Origin of the sequence: Microcoleus sp. A6-C6 (assembly GCF_036705955.1) — a bacterium.
In the GTDB taxonomy this organism is placed as follows: domain Bacteria; phylum Cyanobacteriota; class Cyanobacteriia; order Cyanobacteriales; family Microcoleaceae; genus Microcoleus.
The window spans coordinates 14476-36305 of record NZ_JAUBVR010000037.1; the positions used below are offsets into that span (position 1 = coordinate 14476).

Annotated in this window: 19 protein-coding genes; 9 read left to right on the forward strand and 10 right to left on the reverse strand. The window is 46.1% G+C overall.

Annotated elements, in window-relative coordinates:
• From QUB52_RS16305 to QUB52_RS16325, 5 genes are all read right to left on the reverse strand, one after another.
• Positions 1-749, reverse strand: a 749-nt coding sequence (locus tag QUB52_RS16305; RefSeq protein ID WP_332976212.1) for a tetratricopeptide repeat protein, incomplete at its 3' end; no start/stop codon positions are given.
• Between the two features lie 647 nt (positions 750-1396).
• Positions 1397-2419 carry a hypothetical protein gene (locus QUB52_RS16310; protein WP_332973985.1) on the reverse strand — a complete coding sequence of 341 codons (1023 nt, stop codon included), beginning with the start codon at positions 2417-2419 and terminating at the stop codon, positions 1397-1399.
• A gap of 304 nt (positions 2420-2723) precedes the next feature.
• A complete protein-coding gene (locus tag QUB52_RS16315; protein ID WP_265234181.1) occupies positions 2724-3284 on the reverse strand; it encodes a Uma2 family endonuclease in 561 nt (186 codons plus the stop codon).
• Positions 3285-3471: 187 nt separating this feature from the next.
• On the reverse strand, positions 3472-4662 hold the full coding sequence (locus tag QUB52_RS16320; protein ID WP_332973983.1) for a cysteine desulfurase family protein: 1191 nt from the start codon (positions 4660-4662) through the stop codon (positions 3472-3474).
• A 229-nt stretch (positions 4663-4891) separates the two neighbouring features.
• On the reverse strand, positions 4892-5296 hold the full coding sequence (locus QUB52_RS16325) for a DUF7682 family zinc-binding protein (RefSeq protein ID WP_265234179.1): 405 nt from the start codon (positions 5294-5296) through the stop codon (positions 4892-4894).
• 164 nt (positions 5297-5460) lie between these two features.
• Here QUB52_RS16325 and QUB52_RS16330 point away from each other — a divergent pair, with 164 nt between their 5' ends.
• Positions 5461-7149, forward strand: coding sequence for a DUF655 domain-containing protein (locus tag QUB52_RS16330; protein ID WP_332973982.1), 1689 nt, complete (start codon positions 5461-5463; stop codon positions 7147-7149).
• 185 nt (positions 7150-7334) lie between these two features.
• On the opposite strand, the gene cax is transcribed toward QUB52_RS16330, so the two are convergent.
• Positions 7335-8429: a calcium/proton exchanger gene (gene cax, locus QUB52_RS16335; protein ID WP_265234177.1), complete on the reverse strand. Its 1095-nt coding sequence runs from the start codon at positions 8427-8429 to the stop codon at positions 7335-7337.
• Between the two features lie 194 nt (positions 8430-8623).
• Here cax and QUB52_RS16340 point away from each other — a divergent pair, with 194 nt between their 5' ends.
• Positions 8624-9394 (forward strand): Uma2 family endonuclease, encoded by a 771-nt coding sequence (locus QUB52_RS16340; protein ID WP_332966924.1) that lies wholly within the window; start codon positions 8624-8626, stop codon positions 9392-9394.
• 108 nt (positions 9395-9502) lie between these two features.
• Here the strand turns inward: QUB52_RS16340 and QUB52_RS16345 are convergent, their stop codons facing one another.
• The 3 genes from QUB52_RS16345 to QUB52_RS16355 form a co-directional block, all read right to left on the reverse strand.
• The gene (locus QUB52_RS16345; RefSeq protein WP_332973980.1) at positions 9503-10219 is read right to left on the reverse strand and encodes an MORN repeat-containing protein; all 717 of its coding nucleotides are present in this window, start codon (positions 10217-10219) and stop codon (positions 9503-9505) included.
• 102 nt (positions 10220-10321) lie between these two features.
• On the reverse strand, positions 10322-11074 hold the full coding sequence (locus QUB52_RS16350; RefSeq protein ID WP_265234173.1) for an MORN repeat-containing protein: 753 nt from the start codon (positions 11072-11074) through the stop codon (positions 10322-10324).
• A gap of 217 nt (positions 11075-11291) precedes the next feature.
• Positions 11292-13187, reverse strand: a complete 1896-nt coding sequence (locus tag QUB52_RS16355) for a hypothetical protein (protein WP_332973979.1) — start codon at positions 13185-13187, stop codon at positions 11292-11294.
• Positions 13188-13411: 224 nt separating this feature from the next.
• On the opposite strand from QUB52_RS16355, the gene QUB52_RS16360 reads away from it, so the two are divergent.
• From QUB52_RS16360 to QUB52_RS16380, 5 genes are all read left to right on the forward strand, one after another.
• On the forward strand, positions 13412-13537 hold the full coding sequence (locus tag QUB52_RS16360; RefSeq protein ID WP_332976214.1) for a hypothetical protein: 126 nt from the start codon (positions 13412-13414) through the stop codon (positions 13535-13537).
• A gap of 419 nt (positions 13538-13956) precedes the next feature.
• Positions 13957-15558, forward strand: a complete 1602-nt coding sequence (gpmI, locus tag QUB52_RS16365; RefSeq protein WP_332973976.1) for a 2,3-bisphosphoglycerate-independent phosphoglycerate mutase — start codon at positions 13957-13959, stop codon at positions 15556-15558.
• A 787-nt stretch (positions 15559-16345) separates the two neighbouring features.
• Complete coding sequence (gene secG / locus QUB52_RS16370) at positions 16346-16585, forward strand: preprotein translocase subunit SecG (RefSeq protein ID WP_332973975.1); 240 nt, start codon at positions 16346-16348, stop codon at positions 16583-16585.
• Positions 16586-16696: 111 nt separating this feature from the next.
• A complete protein-coding gene (locus QUB52_RS16375; RefSeq protein ID WP_332973973.1) occupies positions 16697-17425 on the forward strand; it encodes a peptidase in 729 nt (242 codons plus the stop codon).
• Positions 17426-17517: 92 nt separating this feature from the next.
• The gene (locus QUB52_RS16380; RefSeq protein WP_332973971.1) at positions 17518-17985 is read left to right on the forward strand and encodes a bis(5'-nucleosyl)-tetraphosphatase; all 468 of its coding nucleotides are present in this window, start codon (positions 17518-17520) and stop codon (positions 17983-17985) included.
• Between the two features lie 251 nt (positions 17986-18236).
• On the opposite strand, the gene QUB52_RS16385 is transcribed toward QUB52_RS16380, so the two are convergent.
• Positions 18237-19010: a rhodanese-like domain-containing protein gene (locus tag QUB52_RS16385; protein ID WP_332973969.1), complete on the reverse strand. Its 774-nt coding sequence runs from the start codon at positions 19008-19010 to the stop codon at positions 18237-18239.
• Between the two features lie 135 nt (positions 19011-19145).
• On the opposite strand from QUB52_RS16385, the gene QUB52_RS16390 reads away from it, so the two are divergent.
• Both QUB52_RS16390 and QUB52_RS16395 read left to right on the forward strand, forming a co-directional pair.
• The gene (locus QUB52_RS16390) at positions 19146-19865 is read left to right on the forward strand and encodes a hypothetical protein (protein WP_332973967.1); all 720 of its coding nucleotides are present in this window, start codon (positions 19146-19148) and stop codon (positions 19863-19865) included.
• 447 nt (positions 19866-20312) lie between these two features.
• Positions 20313-21827, forward strand: a complete 1515-nt coding sequence (locus QUB52_RS16395) for a hypothetical protein (protein WP_332971228.1) — start codon at positions 20313-20315, stop codon at positions 21825-21827.
• Positions 21828-21830 lie beyond the last annotated feature (3 nt).

Consider the following 21830-nt stretch of genomic DNA (forward strand, 5'->3'; position numbering starts at 1 on the left):
TCAAGGGTATAGACAGTTAAAGCAGCCTCATAAAACTCGATTGCCCGTTCCAGATTTTCGGCCCGCGAACCGTTTATTCTGTTTCTGTAGGCCTCTCCTAGGTTATTTTGAGTATCTGCCCAATATTCAGGGAAATCCTCAAGGGTATAGACAGTTAAAGCAGCCTCATAAAACTCGATTGCCCGTTCCAGATTTTCGGCCCGCGAACCGTTTATCCTGTCACTGTAGGCAATAGCTAGGTTATATTGAGTCGTTGCCCAATCTTCACGGAAATCCTCAAGGGCATAGACTGTTAAAGCAGCCTCATAAAACTCGATCGCCCGTTCCAGATTTTCGGCCCGCGAACCGTTTATCCTGTTACTGTAGGCATTAGCTAGGTTATTTTGAGTTTGAGCAAACTTTTCGCTTCCCGGTTGCCGATTGTTTAAAACTATTTGATAACCAGTAATGGCAATTTCAATATTATTCGATCTACTGCCACGGGGAAATTTTTTAATATGAATACTCAAATTTTCAATGAGGGCGACAATTAACTCAATTGTTTCTAGATTTTGGGCAATTAAATTCTGGGCTACTTGCTGTAAAGTCTCGGCAAAACGGGCATTGAGGAGATGTTGCCGTTGAGCAAGCATTGAGTAAATTAATTGAATATCGCTATGTTGTTCTGCTTGCAATAATTCTAGGATGAATTTTGCATATTCTTGGGAATCTTCACCTGCGGAGTGGACTCGATCGCGGTTTTCGTCCATTGTGGGGAACTCTGAATAACACCGAATTTTATTTTATCATAGTTGGGATTGGTTTGATGGGTGGCAAGAAACCGGGTTTTTGCGAAGATATTCGATTTGATGCGAAGATATCGGAAAAAACCCGGTTTCTGAGATGGTGCGTGGTGGCGAGAAACCGGGTTTTTGCGAAGATATTCGATTTGATGCGAAGATATCGGAAAAAACCCGGTTTCTGAGATTTGGCAAAAGTGCGATCGACCGTTTTTTGAATTTTCCAACAACGGCGCTCGATCGTTGCTAAATCTGCAATAATTCAATGCTATTATCCGCGCCACAATTCCCACGTTCAGCCACGAGTCCGCCGGGGGTTGAAAACCCCCGTCTCATAGCGTAAGTCCTCTAAAAGAGGACTGAAGCATCTATTTTTTAATCAAAATTCTCATGATTTTATTCAGTCGGTTTCAACCGACTTGCGCTATGAGACGGGGATTTAAATCCCCGGCGGGCTTGAGGACAAACCGATCGATTCTAGGGGGCCAAACAACCGGCAAACCAATTTTACTACAAGTTAGTCAATACCGAGAAACCGGGTTTTTGCGAAGATATTCGATGCGAGGCGAAGATATCGGAAAAAACCCGGTTTCTGAGATTGTTAAAGCAGCCTCACATTAGGCATTAGCCAGCTTCTTTTGAATCATTGCCCAATATTCAGGGAAATCCTCACGGGTATATACTGTTAAAGCTGCTTCATAAAACGATCGCGCCTTTGCGAGATTTTCATCCCGCGAACCGTTGATTCTGTCATTATGGGCATTACCTAGGTTATATTGAATCATAGCCCAATCTTCAGGAAACTGTTCAGGGGTACGAACAGTTAAAGCAGCCTCAAAAAATGCGATCGCGCGATCGATATTTTCCGCCCGCGAACCGTTGATTCTGTTGGCGTAAGCAGCAGCTAGGTTATTTTGAGCCATTCCCCAATCTTCCGGGAAAGCCTCAAGGGTGTAGACTGTTAAAGCAGCGCCATAAAGGGCGATCGCCATTTCCACATTTTCCGCCCGCGAACCCTTTTTTCTGCTAATATAAGCAGCAGCTAAGTTGTTTTGAGTTTGAGCAAATTTTTCGCTTCCCGGTTGCCGATTATTCAAAACAATCTGATAAGCAGCAATGGCAATTTCAATATTATTCGCTCTATTCCCACCCGAAAAATTGCTAATATTAATCGTCAAGTCTTCAACGAGGCCGATCATTGACTCAATGGTTTGGGCATTTTCGCCACCAATTAACCTCTGCACTACTTGCTCTAAGATGTTAGGAAAACGAGCATTTAGGAGATGTTTTCGTTTGGCTAGCATGGGGTGAATTACTGCTGCATTGCTATTGCTAGCATCTTCTGCTTGCAATAATTCTAGGATAAAGTTTGCATACTCTTGGGGATTTATATCTTCGGAGTTATCGCCATCGTTGATGTCGATTAATTGTGATAGCTGACTAATCAGATTTCGCAGGAAGCTAGCGCCGTTTTCTCCTCCTTGCTGTGCCATTTTTTCTGCTACTTTCTCGCAAGTTTCCAGAAATTCGACATCCAACAATTCTATATTATCTTGCAATATCTGCGGTTCGTCTCCGCTGGCGCAATTCAGCAGGGTGTGAATTAGTTCTAGGTAGGCTTGGGCGCGGTTTTCTTCCATTGTGGGGAGTTGTGAATAAGATCGGATTTATTTTATCATGGTTGAGGGTTATTTTGTAGGGGCGGGTTCACCAACAATATATAACAATTATCAACCATTTAGATAAACCCGCCCCGCCACCACCGATAACCTACATTAACCTGAAATTTGCATCGCATCGCAAAAATGTACATGATGATTTATCGTTGGGTGGGGGCGGGTTTTTGAGATTGTTGGTTTCAGGCAATTATTGTTGGTGAACCCGCCCCTACAGGATGTATGAAAGAGATGGGAAAAAACCCTATATTTGTGCTTTGGTTAATATCTACGCAAACAATGTGGCTACTGACACGCTAAAATCTGGTAACAAAGGACTGCTTAAGTTATCTTCTTTAAATAAAGTCATCGCTAATTTCAAAACTCCGTTTTCCCGACGGTAAATTTCTACTTTTTGCTGTATGCGATCAAATATCCAATATTCGCGCACGCCTTGAACTGAATATAATTTTAGCTTGGATTGGCGATCGCGCTTTTCATTCTCTTCACCGGGAGACATCACCTCTACCACCAACTCCGGTGCACCCGCCAAATGTCCGGCTTCATCTAATATTTGTGCTAAACGTTCATAGCTTACCCAAACTACATCAGGAATCACATTATCACTATCGGTGAAGATCAGACCGGCAGTTGTTGCAGCCTTACCTAAACCTGTCTGTCTCGACCAAATGTTTAACTCTGCACAAACATTGTCAACAATATTTTGATGTCCCCAGTGAGGTGCTCTTGTCACAACCAATTCTCCTTCGATTATTTCATAACGGTTGCCGTTATCAGGTAATAATTCTAAATCAGCGCTTGTCCAGCGAACTTTTTCTGTGGTTGACATAGCTTTGACTCCACTCTGTTCTATTTTAATTATATACGAGTCTTTTCATAATTTGACCGCAGATGTTGGCGGATTTACGCGGATGGACGCGGATGAAGAATGGGTGGGTACCGAGAAACCAGGTTTTTGCGACAATCTTTGGTGAGATGCGAAGATATTGGAAAAAACCCGGTTTCTTAGATTGTTTCTAATGCCTGCACAATGCTACTTTGGGCATTAATCTATCTAATATTTGCCCGATCGCAATTACCGTCCAATCAATATCAGCTTCCGTGGTTTCGCGTCCCAGTGTCAAGCGAATTCCACCAACCGCGCCACTTTCATCATATCCCATTGCTAATAATATCGGACTGGGTGTGAGTTTGCCGCTGCTACAAGCCGCACCGGAACTAATGCCAATTCCGGCTAAATTTAGCTGTCTCACCATAGTTTTACCTGTAATTCTCTCTGTGTCTCTCTTTTGGTAAGGGCGACAGGATGGGGAGACGATGCAAAAACTGGTGTGGTGCGGCAGTCGGTAATATCGATCGCCCGTGGGGACTAAACTGGGTATGTCAGATAATTGGTCAAAAAGTCGATCGCGCAATGCAATTAACCTCGGCGTTTCCACATCCATTTCCTGCAAAGCCAACTCCGCCGCCACTCCAAAACCCACGATTGCGGGCAATGCTTGCGTCCCTGAACGCAGTTTCAACTCCTGCCCGCCCCCGCCGAACATTGGCACCAATTCGAGTCCTGGACGCACGTACAGCGCCCCTGCACCTTGCGGCCCGTAAAGTTTGTGACTGGAAAGCGAAAGCAAGTCTACGGGCAGTTTCTGCACGTCAATCGGTAATTTGCCGGCAACTTGAACTGCATCGGTGTGAAACAGGATATTGCGATCGCGCGCAATTTGTCCTAAAGTCTCTATTGGTTGCAGTGTACCAACTTCGCTTTGTCCGTAGATAATCGAAATTAGCACTGTGTGCGATCGCAATGATTCTTGCAAATCCAAAGGATGAATTCGCCCATATTTATCGACTGGTAATCGCGTTATTTCCCATCCCAATTCTTCTAGTTGTCGCGCCGTTTCTGATACTGCCGAATGCTCTACGCTGGAAATAATGATATGCTGCGGTTTTGTATAAAGACGGGCAACTCCCATAATTGCCAAATTGTCGGCTTCCGTACCGCCCGAAGTAAAAATCATCGATTCTGGTAGCGCATTAATCAAGCTAGCAACCTGCATTCTGGCTAATTCTAAAGCAGTCGCCGCCCTTTGTCCCCACTCGTGCAAACTAGAAGGATTCCCCCAATGTTGAGTTAGAGCTTTTTGCATAGCATCAATTGCTTCTGGGCGTGTGGGTGTTGTGGCACTATAGTCAAGGTAAATTTGCATGGCTTTAATTAAATGATGAACTAATAATGAATGACTACCTAATGAATAAGGCACTTATCCTAAAGGCATTAATGATTATTGACTAATGACTCATGATTGTTAAATTATGACTGATAACAACTGCCAAATGCCAACTCCCAACTCCCAACTGTCCACTATCCACCGTCAACTCCCAACTATCCACCGTCAACTCCCAACTGTCAACTGTCAACTATCAACTGTCAACTGTTTAATGACTTCCTGGTTTACAAACGTTGTACTCTTCGTGGGACAAAACTTTTTGGGGAATTAAGAAAGTGCCGCAATCTTCACAAAGCATTCTGTAGTTGCGTGTTACAGGAATACTCACAATCCAGCGGTTGTGACGCAGACGTTTGCCTCCGAAATCTCTGTAATTCTTATTTTCCCCCAAAGCTGCTATAATAGCGCGAGCTTTAGTAACTACATGGTCTGGCAGACCTCTGAGATCGATCGCATCTCTAGCAAATGATGCTTCCCTCTCTTGTTTTTTGGTTTGTTTTTCTGCCAGCATTTCAACATATTGCTGCTGCGCCATCAACTCTTGCGTGCAGCGATGGCACGCTTTACCATATCCTTTGTGACCGCAATCAAAAATTGTTTTTCTTTTAGCCATAAAGCAGCAGTATCGGGTTTGATCCACGCCCCTGAATGCTGCTACCCTACCAGTGATGCTTCCGGCATCGTGGCAGTTCTACAAGACGCAAAATCTATTCCGTTTCATAAATTTAATAGTTTTAACTTTGCTTGATCGAATATCTTTGAACTGTGAATAGACCGATGACCTCAATAAAATTTAAAATTTTTGTGACTGTACTTTATGATAATTTACCAGGTTTTTGCTGTGCTGGACTGCTGGCGATCGCCCTGACGGCCTGCGGACAAGCCAAGCATGACGTGCAGAATTTACCTCCCAGTCCGGCTCCGTTGCCTCAAGACCCCTTATTGCAAGTATACTTCAATCAGTCCCTCACTTCTAGTTATACGGAGCCTTATCGCGCGCAAACTAGACCTGGGGATGATTTAGAAAAGTTGGTCGCCGAGGCAGTAGCCAGTGCTGGATCGACGGTAGATGTGGCGGTTCAAGAGTTTCGCTTGCCCGGTATTGCGCGACAAATGGCCGATCGCGCGCGATCGGGAATTAAAGTCAGATTAATTGTCGAACATCTGTACAATCGTCCTTGGAGCGATTATACAGCCCAGGAGTTAGTGAAGTTACCCGATCGAGAGCGCGATCGCTACAGCGAATTTTTGCAACTCGCCGATACCAATAAAGACGGCAAATTAAGCCCGGAAGAAATCAAGCAAAATGATGCTTTTGTAATTCTCAAAGATGCCGGAATTCCTGTAATTGATGATACTGCTGATGGAAGTAAAGGTAGCGGTTTAATGCACCACAAATTTGTAGTAATTGACGGCAAAATAGTTATAGTAACTTCTGCTAATTTTACAACTAGCGATATCCACGGCGATTTCAAAACAGCAGCCAGTCGCGGCAATGCGAACAATTTGCTGCAAATTGCCAGCCCTAAATTAGCGCAAATATTTACTCAAGAATTTAACATCATGTGGGGTGACGGGCCAGGAGGTAAACCGGATAGCAAATTTGGGATCAAGAAACCGTTTCGCCCAGTCCAAAAAGTGATAGTTGGTAATGCAACTATTGCGGTGCAATTTTCACCAACAAGTGCGACTTTGCCTTGGGAACAAAGCGTTAACAGTTTGATTAACAAAAACTTGGGCAGTGCGAAAAAGTCGGTTAATTTGGCACTGTTTGTATTTTCTGCTCAACGGTTGTCAAATACTCTAGAACTTGAATCTAGGCGCGGTGTGGCGGTGCGAGCTTTGATCGACTCAAATTTTATTTATCGCCCTTACAGCGAAGGTTTAGACATGATGGGGGGGACTTTGATGCAAGATTGCCGGTTGGAATCTGACAATCGCCCGTGGAGAAAGCCGATCGCTACGGTGGGAGTGCCGCTGTTGCCAATGGGCGATCGCCTGCACCACAAATTCGGTGTGATCGACGGCAAAACGGTGCTTACAGGCTCTCACAACTGGAGTGAGGCTGCAAATCACGGGAATGATGAGACATTATTGGCGATCGACAGCCCGGTAATTGGGGCCCATTTTGACCGGGAGTTCGATCGGCTGTACAAAGGTGCAATCTTGGGAATTCCCCACCGCATCAAACAGAGAATTGACGCGAAAAAAAAAGAGTGCGAATCAGTGCAAGCAGCATCAAAATCTGCCGATGCTAAATCTCAAATTTCTGGCAAAAAGTTAGTTAATTTGAATAGCGCAACTCAGGAAGAATTAGAAACTTTGCCAGGAGTAGGCCCGAAGTTAGCCCAGAAAATTATTGCAGCGCGGGAAAAACAGCCTTTTCAGTCTTGGGAGGATGTGGAAAACTTGCCAGGAGTCGGAAACAAGACTGTAGACAAGTGGCGCGATTTAGTCGCATTTTAAACATTATAAAAGATTGCAAAAATAGCTAGGACGGGCAAGATGCCCATCCCACAAGATTTTTACATTAGGGGAAAATTTTTTAGGACGGGCAAGATGCCCATCCCACAATTTTTTTTCTTGTGGGATGGGCTTCTAGCCTGTCCCAAAATTTGATGCAAATAACTTCTACAATCTTGTCTATTACTTCAAGTAACTGGGTGAAAGTAAAATGCCGCAGCTAACACAATATATGTTGCTAAAAGTAGCACTCCTTCCAGCCAATTAGAACGTCCGTCGAGACTAATTAGATTAGCGATTGTCACAGCAATGGCAACCGCAACCACCTCAAACGGATTAAAGTTTAAATCCATCGGCTGATGAATCACTATACCGATAATCACCAACACCGGCGCTACCAGCAAAGCAACTAGCAAACTCGAACCCATTGCGACAGAAACTGACAAATCCATATTGTTTTTCATCGCAACTCCCACCGCAGTTACATATTCGGCCGCGCCGCCCACAATCGGCAACAAAATAACCCCTGTAAACAGCGGTGTCAATCCCAATCCTTTGGTAGTTTCTTCGACAACACCCACGAAAATTTCTGATTCAAAAGCAACGGCAATAGTTGAAGCAACTAGCACCCCTATCCACAGCCACAAATTCGGTTTGTGCGCGGTGGATTCATCATTTTGAGGATTTTCTGACTCTAGTTCTAGCAAGCTGACTTCGTAAAGATAGCTGTGAGTTTTTAAGGAAAATAGCAGTGTTAGCGCGTAAACTGCAATTAGGACGATCGCAGTTATCAACGAAAGATTCTGAATCGCTGCGGGTTCGACTCCATTGGATGTGTAAATTACCATTGTCGGCAGCAGAATCGCAATCACTGCGAGAGTCATGGTGGAACCGTTCACCCGCGCGATAATTGGCTTGAATTCTTGTTCTTTGTAACGGATTCCTCCTAGCAGCATGGAAAATCCCATAACTAAGAGTAAGTTGCTGATAATTGTGCCGGTGATGCTGGCTTTCACGATGTCAATTAAGCCAGCTCTTAGGGCAACTATGGCAATAATTAATTCCGTAGCATTGCCGAAGACTGCATTTAATAAGCCGCCTATGGATGGCCCTGTGACGATCGCCACTTCTTCTGTTGCCGTGCTCAACCAAATCGCCAGAGGTATAATGCCTAAAGCGGATGTGATGAAAACTGTGAGGGAACCCCAGTGCAAATACTCAGCGGCGATGGAAATGGGGATGAAAACTAACAGGGCTATGGAAAGAATTTTTTTGATTGACATAGCGCATCGGATGGTGTATTGAAGGGTGAGGTCGAGTTAAATTGGCGATCGCAAAATTGATTTTACACTATTCAACTATTTTCTGACAATTCTGGTGGCGAGTGCGATCGATAATTGGGAATTTTTAACCGCAAATGCACACAGATCGAGGCAGATTGAATATAATAGAATTATATCGACATCGGTGAAAAGATATGTCTCAATCTGTAGTGCCAGTTGTTGAATCAAAGCAAATTGATACTTCACCCACCTTGACGTTTGAAGAATACCGATTTTATCAAACTGATTCCGATTTACAATATGAACTGTACAAAGGCAAATTAATTCCGATGCCAACAGCAACAGTTTTACACATCAAAATTTGCGAATATTTAGTTTATAAGTTGCAGCGTTATCTAGCTGAACATAATCTTGATTTAGTAGCAAAAACAAGCTTGGGAGTGAGGACAGAAGAAGATAAATCCCGCATTCCTGATGTAGTTGTTTGCACTCAAACTCTTTTGGAACAAGCTGCTGCTAGACCAGGTGCTGGCATCCTCGATTTTGAAGAAAAGCCGCTGTTAGTGATAGAGGTAGTGAGTCAAAATCGGCGGGCAGATTATATTATTAAACGAGCCGAGTACGAACTAGCTAACGTGCCAGAATATGTGATTGTTGACCCGACACCTAACAAGCAAGTGGTGCGAGTTTTAGCCTTTATTGAAGGTGAAGAAATTTATACGCAAACAGATTTTGTGCCGGGGCAACAAATGGTATCTGTAGTATTTCCCGATCTGATATTGTCAGTGAATGAAATACTGTTTCCGCCATTAGTTGAAGGGTTGATTAAAGAAGAACAAGCTCGATCGCAGGAACTTGAACAGCAAGCTGCGGTGGAGCGCCAACGGGCTGACGAGCAGCGCCAACGGGCTGAAAGATTGGCGGCGAAGTTGCGAGAGTTAGGAGTCGATCCTGATATTATTTAGGATCAACGCTTTTCTGTGAGATCCCCGACTTCTTAAAGAAGTCGGGGAGGTGGGTATTCTGTTTGTTTAGCCGTTGCTCACTTGCTAACCATCGCATTAATTCCAGATTTATCGTTCGAGCCGCTGGCCGTCGCGGAACACTCCCGGAAAACGCTTGCCACGGGTATCAATAATTGTGCCTTTGCCGTGGGGCAATCCCTTCCGCAACTCTCCCTCGTAGCGAATACCATTAGAAAACGAACAAGTACCCCTAGCATCGAGTTCTTGACTAAAGAACTGTCCCGAACACCGGGTACCGTCGGCGCGGGTAAACACTCCTGCACCTAAAGGCTTGCCCCCCAAGAATTGACCGACAAATCGATCGCCATTAGCAAAAATGAATTGCCCCTGTCCAGTTGGCACACCCACCTTTCGATCGAGAGAAAACGGCCCAATATAGCGATCGCCATTAGTAAAAATAGCTGTCCCGGAGCTAACTTTGCCATCTCGGAAGACACCCTCGACGCGGGCATCGTCCTTAAAGATAAATTGTCCTCGACCGTTTGGCTGCCCCATACGGAACTGCCCCTCATAGCGATCGCCACCGGAGTATACATATACCCCAGTGCCGCTGGGCAAACCGTTCACGAAGCTTCCGATGTAGCTGTCGCCATTATCGTAATCGCACCTAACTCTACCCGTAGCGATCGCAGGCACACAACGACCGCTGTTAGCTCCTCCTCCTGCTTGCGCCATTGAAGGCAAGGGATAAGTCGCGTAACTACCAATTCCCAACACTGATGCAACTAATAGAGCGATTCCACTGGTTTTAAAAGGGGAAATCATTAATCAATTTTCTCCTATGCGTTTCTGGATATTATCTTGCTTTGTCCTTTGCCTTTTGTCTGATGTCCTGTCAAAACTTGCCTTGACAGCTCAATTTATCCTTTACGACAGTCCGGGTTTGCCGTTACGGAATACCCCTGGAAAGCGCCTGCCATTAACATCGATCATCGTCCCGACACCATGAGGCAGTCCCTTTCGCAATTCTCCTTCATAGCGCGTGCCGTTAGGATAATTGCAGGTAACAGAAGCATCAAGTTCTGGATTAAAAAACCTACCAGAGCAGCGAGTACCGTCTTTGCGTACTAATACCCCAGGCCCAAAGGGCGAGCCTGCAAAGAATTGTCCTTCGTAGCGATCGCCGTTAGAGTAAAAAAACTGACCCCGCCCAGCAGGTTGACTACTAATGACTTTAGTTGTCACGTTGATCACGACTGCGAACTCTCCAACGTAGCGCTCGCCGTTGGCAAAAACGACAGTCCCCGATCTCATCGTGCCGTCTTGGAACACGCCTGTGTAGCGGGCATCATCTTTAAAAATGAATGTCCCTCTACCATTAGGAACTCCATTCCTAAACTGTCCTTCGTAGCGATCGCCATTAGCGTATACATAGAGCCCCCTGCCGTCGGGCAAGCCGTTCACGAAGTCTCCCTCGTAGTTGTCGGCCCCCTCATAATTACATTTCACTCTCCCAGTAGGAGGGTTGCCTTGGCAGACGGGAGGGCGTTTGCCTTCTTCTTTTTTTGCTTCGTCTTTTGGTTGAGCCATTGAGGGCTGGGGATTAAAGAGATTAGCGACGCCGCCGATACAAGAAGCAACTAATATCGCCATCCCTAATTTTTGAATTGAACCGAGCATGGGAAATCTCCTTTGACTTCAAAATAGTAATAGAGATTTTAGAGAAGCTAAGACTTGCTGAAATATCCCATATTTTTTCATACCTAATGGTGATTTTTCAGAGCTTCACTAACTCTATATTAAGTTTACTTTCAGACTCGGATATCAGACCTGGATACAAAAAGGCAAAAATTAAGAGTTTTTGCCTTTAGCATTTTTCCGGCTCGATCGTCAATTTTTAGCGCCCCGTCACCTTATTAGCATTTGGCATACGGCTAATCACGGCATTCACAGGTTTTTGATCGCGACTTGGGGCTTTTTCCCCAACTGATTTGGCTACCTCAACGCCGTTTTGCTCCAGAATCACGATCGGATCTCCTCCTGACTTAAGATCAACCCGCTTCACCAAAACTTGCCCGTTAGACAGTCGTTGTCCTACTTTGACATATCGACTTGTTGGTTCACTCGGTACTCTAACAATCACTTGGGTCTCGTTCCCAACTTTTACTACCCCGCTGACTTCAGTACCTGTAGCGAGGTCGGTAGAAGGCGGTGGAGGAACTGCCGGCGCTTGCTGGATCGGAGGCGGATTGGGGTCTACCCACTGGGGCGGGCGCTTATCTACTGGCAGCGGTGGCAGATTCGGCACTCCTAGGGGTCTAGCTGCAATTGGCTGGGGCGGCCGCGGGGGTGCTGGACGGCGCGGATTCGTAGCGGTACGCGGATTCGTAGCGGTACGCGGATTTGTACCGGTACGCGGATTTGTACCGGCAGTTGTTGCTGGAGTTTGACGACGACTGCCCAAGTTCGGCGTATTTAGCCCCGGAACTTGGCGCGGCGAGCCTATTTGCGAGCCATCTCCTCCGGGCAGGCTAGGCTCGCCGGCGGCGCGACGGCCCAAATTCGGAGCATTCAGCGCTGGAACTTGGCGCGGCGAGCCAACTTGCGCGCCTTCGCCTCCCGGCAGAGAAGGATCTCCTAATTGTCTGGCTGCTATTAGCGGATTTCCTGCTGGGCGGCGTCCTACTGGCGGGGGGTTTAGCCCTGGTAGTTGTGGCAACGAGGCTACTTCCCGACCTAGGGCCTTCTCGCCTGCGGGCTCAGGATTTGTCGGGGTTTCGGATAGAACTGGCAGAATAGGTGCTTTTGCTATGGTTCGCCCCTCATAGTCTTGATCGCGGACGGCTGCATCAAGTCTATTCTTGCCCTGCCGCCAAACTGCTTGCAGCAAATTTATTCGCGTCACGCAGGACAGTTCCCCCCTTCTTTCTGTCGGCGGTCGATATACCTCAATTGCCTCTGCAATTTCGGGCACGATGGAACACCGGAGAGCATCAGCAGGTGATTTGTCTCCGTAAAGGTTCCACAACCTAGAGGCTGTCACATATTCATCCAGGGTCTTTTCTATTCTTCGGAAGAATGGCCGGTTAGTTAGGAGTAACTCTCGTCTGGTTGAATTCTTTTCTCCTTCTTTTCCGTAAATAGTCCTGACTAATGTCCCCAGATCCGTACCGTACTCAGAATATTTTGTGGTGTCATCCAGCAGAGCCTGAAGCGTCCTGAACTCGCTGACAACGCCTTTTGCTGTCGGGCTGAGATTGATTTGGGGAGCGGCCGGGCCTCTGAGCTTAGTTCCTCCAATTTGGACTGGGCGGGATAGCTCTGGCAGTGTAGGGATCGTGGCAACCAGTCGCTGTGGCAGTTTGGGCAACAGATTGACTGTCATCGGCCCTGCTGCGACTTCGGCAGATCCGGCTGGGTTTTGAACTGCGATCGGGGGAAGGACTGCAAAGGGGTCTGACAGACCGGTATTGGCTGGCGTCAATGGGCCTTGGGATAGGGGCTGACCAGCGGGTGTTTTTTTAGCCTGGTTCTTGTTGTCGCCAATGCCTGTTTGAGCTTGTCTGGCGCGTTCGTCGGGATTGGTCGATCGAATTAACCCTGGTGGCTGGGCCGCGACGATGGGGGACGAGAAAGTCTGAGTTCCTGGGGTGGGGCTGCCGGAGGCTGCCGGAGACGGAGAAGCTGTACTGGGACTGGGGCTGGGACTGGCTGTGTTGCTGCCCCCGTCGCCGCAGCCTCCGATCGAGAAAGCTAGTAGTCCTATAGTCGCAAAATATAAAAGTTTGTGCATTGCCGATCGCCCCTAAATGCTTAATTTCCGCGCCAACCAGACTCTACAATTAAAGCAGGTTGTCGTTTTAAGTTTATCTGTTCGATGTTATGCGATCACTTGAAAATTGCCAAGTTAATCTTGACGATTTGATATTGGAGGGGCGTTGGGTTTTTGCAACCGGTTAGGATTTTAATGCCGAGCGCTTTTCGACATTATTGAATCAATCAAGGCATTTCTATGGTATGAAAAGTGATTCTCCAGCGGATGAGCGCGATCGCCCAAATTATTTCTGCGGCCGCTGCGGTGGCAGTTGGCTCAGTGGGGCGGTGATGTGCAGGCTCAATCAAATCAGCCAAAAACTAAGTTGATGAAATTCTTGCCCGATGTGAGTTCTCAGCACCTCGATCGCATAACAGCATCGGAGTCAAAACAGGCAATTTGTAGTTGAATTTATTTCTTGAGGCAGTAGCAAAACGCAGCCAAGTGTGGTATCGTTTTGAGTGTTTCAAGACCCACAGACCGTTAAACTCTATGTGAAAATCCGCCCGCTGTTGATGCGATCGGGTAACAGTCTCAGAGTTTAGATTCACAGTTCAAGGCAAGGCAATCAATTAAACAAACAGCAAAGCAGCTTGAAATTAGTTCCCAAAATGCTGCGGCTGAGGGAATTTTGGTTGGGATTGTTGGGCCGAAGCGTCAAAAATCTGTAAACTGATGAGCGGAAGATGTTCCGCAAAATCGGAAATCATGACGATCGAGAAATTAATTATTGTAAATAGGTATTCGCATGGCACAAACCTCTGTATCTCCTGTAGTGCTGATTATTCTAGACGGCTGGGGTTATCGTGAAGCAAAAGACGGAAATGCGATCGCCTTAGCGAAAACACCCGTGATGGACAGTCTCTGGGCAGCTTATCCCAGAACTCTGATTCACACATCGGGCCGGGCGGTAGGGCTTCCAGACGGGCAAATGGGCAACTCGGAAGTCGGTCACTTAAATCTGGGCGCAGGCCGCGTGGTTCCTCAAGAGTTGGTAAGGATCTCGGATGCTGTCGAAGATGGTTCTTTGCTCGAAAACCGGGCGCTGGTTAAACTTTGCAAGGAAGTGCGCCGTCGGGGCGGCAAGTTGCACCTGACTGGTCTTTGTTCCGAGGGCGGAGTACACTCGCATCTGAGTCATATTTTGGGTTTGCTAAAGCTAGCAAAGGCACAGGGAATTTCTGAGGTTTGTATCCACGCGATTACAGACGGCCGCGATACTACTCCGAAAGAGGGCGTGGAAGCTCTAGGCAAGATTGAAGGTTATATCAAACAGGTAGGAGTGGGTAGGATTGCTACCATCAGCGGCCGCTATTACGCGATGGACAGGGACAAACGCTGGGATCGGGTGCAGCGGGCTTACGAGGTGATGACGATTGAGGGCGCACCTGATGGTCGATCGGCAGTTAATGTGTTGCAGGCATCCTATGCTGAAGGAGTGACCGACGAGTTTGCGATTCCGACTCGGATTACCCCAGGATCTGTGGCATCCGGGGATGGGATGATTTTCTTCAATTTTCGCCCGGACAGGGCTAGAGAGTTGACTCAGGCCTTTGTAGCGCCCGATTTCAATGGGTTTGAACGGCAGTTAATTGAGCCACTGGCGTTTGCGAGTTTTACTCAGTACGACCCAAAACTGTCGTCGGTACTCGTGGCTTTTGAACCGCAGAATTTGAACAATATTCTGGGCGAGGTGATTTCTAAGCACGGTTTGCGGCAGTTGCGGACGGCGGAAACTGAAAAGTACGCTCATGTGACTTATTTTTTTAATGGCGGTCTGGAAGAGCCTTTTGAGGGGGAAGACCGGGAGTTGGTGCAGAGTCCGATGGTGGCGACTTACGATGAGGCGCCGGAAATGTCCGCCGCTGAGGTGACGGATGTGGCGCTGGCGGCTTTATCCAAGGGGATTTATTCGTTTGTGGTGCTTAACTACGCTAACCCGGATATGGTTGGTCATACGGGGATGATCGATGCGACGATAATTGCGGTTCAAACTGTGGATAAATGTTTGGGGCGGCTGTTGACGGGCATTAGTAAAGCTGGAGGAACGGCAATTATTATTGCTGACCACGGAAATGCTGAGGTGATGTTCGACGAGAATGGGAATCCTTGGACTGCTCACACTACTAATCCGGTGCCGTTTATTCTGATAGAGGGCGAAGGTCTGAAGATTCCGGCTCATGGAACTGAGATTCCTCTGAGGGCGGACGGCTGTTTGGCTGATATTGCGCCGACGATTCTGGAGCTGTTGAGGTTGCCTCAGCCGCCGGAGATGACGGGACGTTCTATGATTGAGCCGGCTGAGTTTGAAGTTCGCGCTAATCGCACTCCGGTGCGGGTGCGGCTGTAGCAAGTCAGGATACACGCAGGGACACAGCACCGTGCCCAGAGGTGTCAAGTTAAGGCTGAAAACCTTTGTATCTCTGGTTTGTATCCAAGTCTAGATCCCCCTAAATCCCCCTTAAGAAGGGGGACTTTGAGAAAACTCCGGTTCCCCCCTTCTTAAGGGGGGCTAGGGGGGATCTGGCCTTGGCTGCGAACGAGATATACAAAGATTTCCAGGCGATTGTTGACACTTTCGGAAAGGCAGTGCTGTGTCCATAAGTGATGTTGTGTGCGATCGACCAAATTTGATATAATCATAGATTACCGATTACTAATTACCAATTACCCCGAATTGTCAGGAACTCAGGGCTAAAGCCACTGAGCTTGAAAGAGAAATCTAACAAGCTATTCTGACCAGCCTAAGTCTTAACTGACTACGTTATTTAGGTCACGACACCAGCGAATGCGAAGCTAGTTTTCTGCTCTGTCGCTTGTGATTAAACAGTTCTAAAGTCCCTGGAACAGTGTCACAAGCCCAACAAGCCCTTATAACATTGGCGAAGCTAACATCACCCCCGCAAGGGAGAGGCAGAAATGCCAAACATTATGCGTACAGGATTGGGAGATTTGAAACGGTAACTGTCCCGTTGAAAGTGTAGTACAAAAGCACACCGAACCAACCAATCCCAAGGCGGTAATGGAAAGATTCAACGCGATTGAAATCGCCGAGCCGCTTCCCTCTCAGGACTAAAGTCTCTGAGTTTCCCTCTCAGGACTAAAGTCTCTGAGTTTCCCACTTACCGAGTTTGTTTATGAATATTGTTGCTGTGTTACAAGTTATCTGGTCTTTGTCTGCTTTCGGACTTGTGATTTTGGTGTTGCTACACAGTCCTAAAGGCGATGGCATTGGAGGGATTGGTGGCCAAGCTCAATTGTTTACGAGCGCCAAGAGTGCGGAAACGAGTCTGAACCGAATTACTTGGGGTTTGTGTATTGTTTTTATGGGTTTGACTGTAATTTTGAGTGCTGGTTGGTTGACTCCTAAGTTGTAAGATTAGGATTTTTAACGGCAGATGTAGGCAGATAAACGCAGATGAACGCAGATGAAGTTGATATAATCTGAATTTATCTGCGTTTGTTTTTGTGTATCTGTGGTCATAAAAATGCGGTTGTGGAAAGTTACGATAAAAGCTCGATTGCTGCTCGGTTTTGGATTGGCTTTATGTTGTTTTAGCCTGATAATTTTTACTCAGGTTAATACTCTGGCGGTGAGTCTTTCTCCTCTGGCGAATAGTTGGCCGGCTGCACAGGTTCACGCTTTGCCGCCAATGCTGGCCAATTGGCAAGATGCAACGGATAGCGGTGATTATTTTGACCAGGTTAAACCGCCGACTGTCGGTCATTTGCTGTGGTCGAAGTTTCCGATTCAGGTTTATGTTGATCCGGTTGATGCTAATAAGTCTCAAGCATGGATAACGGCTGTTTTGGATGTTGTCCGGGAATGGGGGGTTTATTTGCCTTTGGAAGTGGTGGATAGTTCCGAGGTGGCTGATATTAGAATTTTACGTCAGGTTCCGCCTTTGCGTCAAGGGGTTTTGCGATCGCGCTCTGGGGAATCTACCTATGAGTTGTACAATCGTCGGGATGGGGATAAAACTGTTTTATCTCATCGGTTTTCGGTGTATTTGAATCCGAATCAAGTGGGTAAGTATGTTCCGGCGACGGCGCGGCACGAGTTGGGACACGCTTTGGGAATTTGGGGCCACAGTTTGCTGGAAACTGATGTGCTTTATTTTTCTCAGGTGCGGAATCCTCCGGCTATTTCTGCGAGGGATGTTAATACTTTGAAGCGGGTTTATCAACAGCCGACTAGGTTGGGTTGGGAATTGTAGTTTCGGGCGAATAGAATTCGAGACTACACACACGAAGTCCACATTCGCGGACTATAATAAGCACACGATAGTTAATAGGAAAGAGAAGAAAGATGAAAGATGAAGCTTTTGGGATTGTGCCAGTTTTTGCGACTGAAACTGATAGTTTATTTTTGTTGATTCAACATCAAGCCGGACATTGGGCGTTTCCCAAAGGTCACGCGAATCCGGGGGAATCGGCGCTAGAAACGGCGAAGCGGGAGTTTGATGAGGAAACTGGCATCCGCGATTGTGAAGTGCTTGAGGAGCCTAGTTTTGTGGAACGTTATTCCTTTGTTAAGGAAGGGAAGCCTAGTTCGGTGCAACATTATTCCTCTGCGAAGGAAGGAGAATCAATTGAAAAGACTGTTACTTACTTTTTGGCTTTTGTAAATTCAATGGAAGTTCAGTTGCAAGTAGAGGAAGTTAAAAATTCGGCTTGGACTTCCTTTGAGGATGCAGTTAAGCTGATTACTTTTGATGGGAATCGGCAAATTTTAAGGGAAGTCAAAGCATTTTTGGACGCGAGGAATGAGTGTTAATCAGTCTTGGACGCACTGTTTATGTAGAGGGCGCCGCACCTTAGGCTATAAGTAGTGTGTCAAAGCACTTTTTGCGTCCAGGATTGTTAAGAAATAGTCCGGTTATACGAGCGCCATTAAATTTGTACTAAGGACTTTAGTGCTGAGTGAATACAAGCTTTTAGAGAGGGTTCCAGTCCTTATTACAAAAAAATTGTTTTGTTAAATACCCGACATCTTCAAGAAGTCGGGTATCTAGGTATTCTGTGAGATTATTTGTTGGTTTTCTGGGCTTTGGCGTGCTGTTGCAGGCGAGAGAAAACGTTGTAGGCGTCGGGGCCTGGATTACCGTGTTCTACAGCGCCGTCGATGGGGCCGTCGATGGCTTTCCAAGCTGGAATTCCGCCTTTTAGTTCGGCGACTTTTCTAAAGCCGGCTGCGCGGAGAAGATTGGCTGCTTCTGCTGTTTGTTGGTCGGTTTCGCCGTAGATGTAGATGTCGCGAACTGGCTCTAGACTGGATTTTGCGCGCTCTACTAATTCGTCGATTGGCATCGGTACGGCGCCAGTAATGCGGCTTTTGTCGAAGCTTTCAAAGTCGCGGGCGTCGATGATTGTGAGTCCGGGTTCGCCCCAATCTAAGCGGGCTTTGAGGTCGTGGCTGGATACTTGGGCTGTTAAACCGGGTGGGGTGGGAGTCAAATCTGGCAGTTTTTCTTTGATGTCTGCAATTTGGTCGGGAATAGTTTTCATGGGTAAAGTGTTGTTGAATGTTTTGATTGCCATTGCAATGTAACGAGATGTGTTGGTTGAATGCGTCTTTCTAAAGACAGAATCGGGCATTGAACTAAAGTCGCAGTTAAGCTGATTTGCTGGTGGTTGACTGCGGTTGGGAGCGCTATTTTTGTTGAGGTTGCTAAGCTGTAGCCGGCTTGGATGCGGATTGTTTTGATTGAAATGTACGATCGATCTTATTGACTGTAGATATTTTGAAGTGCGATCGATCGCCCAACCAGTCATTGTATCAAATAAGCAAATTTTAGTCAATCCAATGATTTTTAAATGAAATTTGCTGTATGTTGTGCGCAGCCTCGTGCGTTATTTTGCTGAGAAGTTTAGATGTTTTTCAGCCAAATTTCTGGTAAAATTTGATACTAACAATAGATATTAGAAGGTATGAATATGTCTGAGAACAATGAAATTGCGGTGCCTAAAACTTTGACACCCCAAGAGCAAGCGGTTTGGGATGCGAAGGCGAAAGTTCGAGTGTTACTGAATTTGTGGGATTTGGGCGCAGGTCAAATTCCGGTTAAAAAGGGCGATTTGACTAAGCGGATTGTTCGCACTAATGAGACGAGTCAGAAATATCTGGGAGTGCTCGCGGAGTTGCAGGAAGCTGGGGCGATTGAGTATTCGCTGGTAAATCGGGTGACGCGGTTGGAGTTGAGCGCGAAGGGGAAGGAGGTTTTGGCGGATGGCCTGCAAAGTCCCGATTCTCTGTTTGAGTTTGATGGTTCTCAAATCGGTACTCGGCTGGGAAATGCTTTGCTGAAGTGGATTCGGCATCAGGATGGTGCGGCGGGTGTTGCTGTGGAGACGGGGAAGAAGGCTGGAGGGGCGATCGCATCCTATGACAATTTTAAGGCTTTGGCGATCGATGTGTACGACACCTTGAACCGGGATTATAACTTAGACGATTTAGTGCCGATTTATCGGATGCGGCGAGAAATTGGGGAAAGGGTAGGGCGATCTCAGTTCAATGAGTGGCTTTTGGAAATGCAGGCTCAAGATATTCTCCAACTTATAGGTGGCAGTGTAGAAGACAGCGCCCCCGACAAAATCGAAGATTCTATCACCACAAAAGTGAACGGTTTGCGCTGCTATGTCAAGCGTTTAACCTAATTAACTTGAGTTAGTAGTGCATTCGCTCCTTTATCTTCACACACGCACAAAACGATGAATGACTTTCACTCCTCAATCCCCGACCTCAATAAAGCTATTACAAGTCAAAACCCTTTTGACAGATCGTTAATAGTCAGGAGCAATGATATTTGGAAGCCAAGTTTTCCTGACGTTCCTTCTATCAATGCTCATGCCTCTGATGCTATCTTTCAGGCGATAGAGCAAATCCGCGCGGGGTATCGTACAGTTAGTGGCATCACGATCAAAGCTGAAAAAGGTCTAGGAAAAAGCCACCTAATCAGTCGGATTCGCAGCCGCCTTCTGGATGAAGGTGGTTCTTTCTTTGTTTATATGAGCGACGTAGACTATGGAAACTTAAACCGAGTCCACGCTAACTTTCTAAACACTTTGTCTTTAAGCCTGAAACAGATTGGTAACGAAGGCGTAATGCAGTGGCAAGAATTAGCAACTGCTTTGATAAATGAGGCATTAGGAAAAACTCACATACCTCAAAATTTAGTCAAGCAATTTTCGGGGGCATTAGCTAAAAATCCTAAATTAGTCGATCGTTTAACTGAAAAAGTGCTTCAACTGAAGTCAAACATCGAAAATCCTTATTTGATCCAGGCTATTCTGTGGACACTTGCTTCAGATAAGGTGAGCTTTGCAACCAACTGGCTGTCTGGAAAAGCTTTGGCACAAGCACAAGCTGATGCAATGGGTTTACCAAATTCTACGGAAGAGGATAAAGAAGGCGAAGCATTTCAGACTGTTTGCCAAATTTTAGACTTAATCGGTGATTACAGAACTCTAGTAATTGGCTTTGATGAGTTAGAGAGTGTAGATCGGAATGAAGCTGGTTTCAACAGGGCGCAGGTCGTCGCGCTCTTAGTAAAAGACCTGTACGGTAAAATTAAACGAGGTGTCTTAATGACAGCTATGTTTGATGAAACTTGGCAATTTCAAATTAGAGCATTACCCCAGGCTGAGTCAGTCACAGCTAGAATGGGTGAAAAGATTTTTGATTTACAGTATCTGAATGCTGATGATGTAGTGACTCTAGTTTCTCAATGGCTCAAAGAATTTTATGACAGTAAAGGTTTAACTCCACCTTATCCCGTTTATCCTTTTCATGAAGGTGAATTAAGAGAACTGGGAAAAGAAAAATTAATTGTCAGAAAGGTTTTAGAGGAGTGTGCTAAGAATTGGAAAGTACCTGACGATCCTACTCCACCGCCAAAAGCAGCAGATCCACTCCATCAAGTTGAACTTGCTTTTAACAACGAACTGAATGCACTTGAGGAAACAATCGAAAAATATTTTGACGATAGCGATATTTTAGCCGAGGCTCTATATTTCGCCTTCCTTGCAGTCAAAGGGGAGACTGTGGAACGAGTGCAAGTTGAGGAGATTGAAAAGGTACAAACTAAAGCTGTAGACAAAGGTTATCTCGATTTTAGAATTCGAGGCAAAGAAAATGGAAAGTCTGTCAAGATAGTAGTAGCAGTTGTCCAAGAATCTGGGGCAAAGTTTGTCAGTGCCGCATTAAAGCGATTAATTGAGTATCAAAAGTTTGATATGACTCGCGGTTGTTTAGTTCGTTCTAAAGATGTTAAACCGAAGACTGTAGGAAAACAGTGTTTGGATAAACTTCTTTCTCAAGAACTAGGTGGAGAATTTGTCAAGCTTGCAAGTGAAGATATCAAGCCTCTCTTAGCCATTTATTTGGTCAACAAAGCTCGCACAGAGTACGATGTAACCGAAGAGAAAATACGGGAGTTTATTGTTCAGAAAAAACTCGCGACTGAAAATTATATAATTTGTGAAATTCTTAGCGATCCATCGGGTCAGATTCCTGATGGGTTAGTTGATGAAAATGAGATAGCTGAAAGTACCTTCATATCTGATACAACGGAAATTAACAACCTCGACGAAGCACTTGATAAATTATTAGGTCAATAAGTG

Coding starts and splice junctions, on each gene's coding strand:
- QUB52_RS16310 (WP_332973985.1), bottom strand. CDS start 2,419: ATGGAAGAAAACCGCGCCCAAGCCTACCTAGAACTAATTCACACCCTG.
- QUB52_RS16315 (WP_265234181.1), bottom strand. CDS start 3,284: ATGTCAACCACAGAAAAAGTTCGCTGGACAAGCGCTGATTTAGAATTA.
- QUB52_RS16320 (WP_332973983.1), bottom strand. CDS start 4,662: ATGCAAATTTACCTTGACTATAGTGCCACAACACCCACACGCCCAGAA.
- QUB52_RS16325 (WP_265234179.1), bottom strand. CDS start 5,296: ATGGCTAAAAGAAAAACAATTTTTGATTGCGGTCACAAAGGATATGGT.
- QUB52_RS16330 (WP_332973982.1), top strand. CDS start 5,461: ATGACCTCAATAAAATTTAAAATTTTTGTGACTGTACTTTATGATAAT.
- cax (WP_265234177.1), bottom strand. CDS start 8,429: ATGTCAATCAAAAAAATTCTTTCCATAGCCCTGTTAGTTTTCATCCCC.
- QUB52_RS16340 (WP_332966924.1), top strand. CDS start 8,624: ATGTCTCAATCTGTAGTGCCAGTTGTTGAATCAAAGCAAATTGATACT.
- QUB52_RS16345 (WP_332973980.1), bottom strand. CDS start 10,219: ATGATTTCCCCTTTTAAAACCAGTGGAATCGCTCTATTAGTTGCATCA.
- QUB52_RS16350 (WP_265234173.1), bottom strand. CDS start 11,074: ATGCTCGGTTCAATTCAAAAATTAGGGATGGCGATATTAGTTGCTTCT.
- QUB52_RS16355 (WP_332973979.1), bottom strand. CDS start 13,187: ATGCACAAACTTTTATATTTTGCGACTATAGGACTACTAGCTTTCTCG.
- QUB52_RS16360 (WP_332976214.1), top strand. CDS start 13,412: ATGAAAAGTGATTCTCCAGCGGATGAGCGCGATCGCCCAAATTATTTC.
- gpmI (WP_332973976.1), top strand. CDS start 13,957: ATGGCACAAACCTCTGTATCTCCTGTAGTGCTGATTATTCTAGACGGC.
- secG (WP_332973975.1), top strand. CDS start 16,346: ATGAATATTGTTGCTGTGTTACAAGTTATCTGGTCTTTGTCTGCTTTC.
- QUB52_RS16375 (WP_332973973.1), top strand. CDS start 16,697: ATGCGGTTGTGGAAAGTTACGATAAAAGCTCGATTGCTGCTCGGTTTT.
- QUB52_RS16380 (WP_332973971.1), top strand. CDS start 17,518: ATGAAAGATGAAGCTTTTGGGATTGTGCCAGTTTTTGCGACTGAAACT.
- QUB52_RS16390 (WP_332973967.1), top strand. CDS start 19,146: ATGTCTGAGAACAATGAAATTGCGGTGCCTAAAACTTTGACACCCCAA.
- QUB52_RS16395 (WP_332971228.1), top strand. CDS start 20,313: ATGCAGTGGCAAGAATTAGCAACTGCTTTGATAAATGAGGCATTAGGA.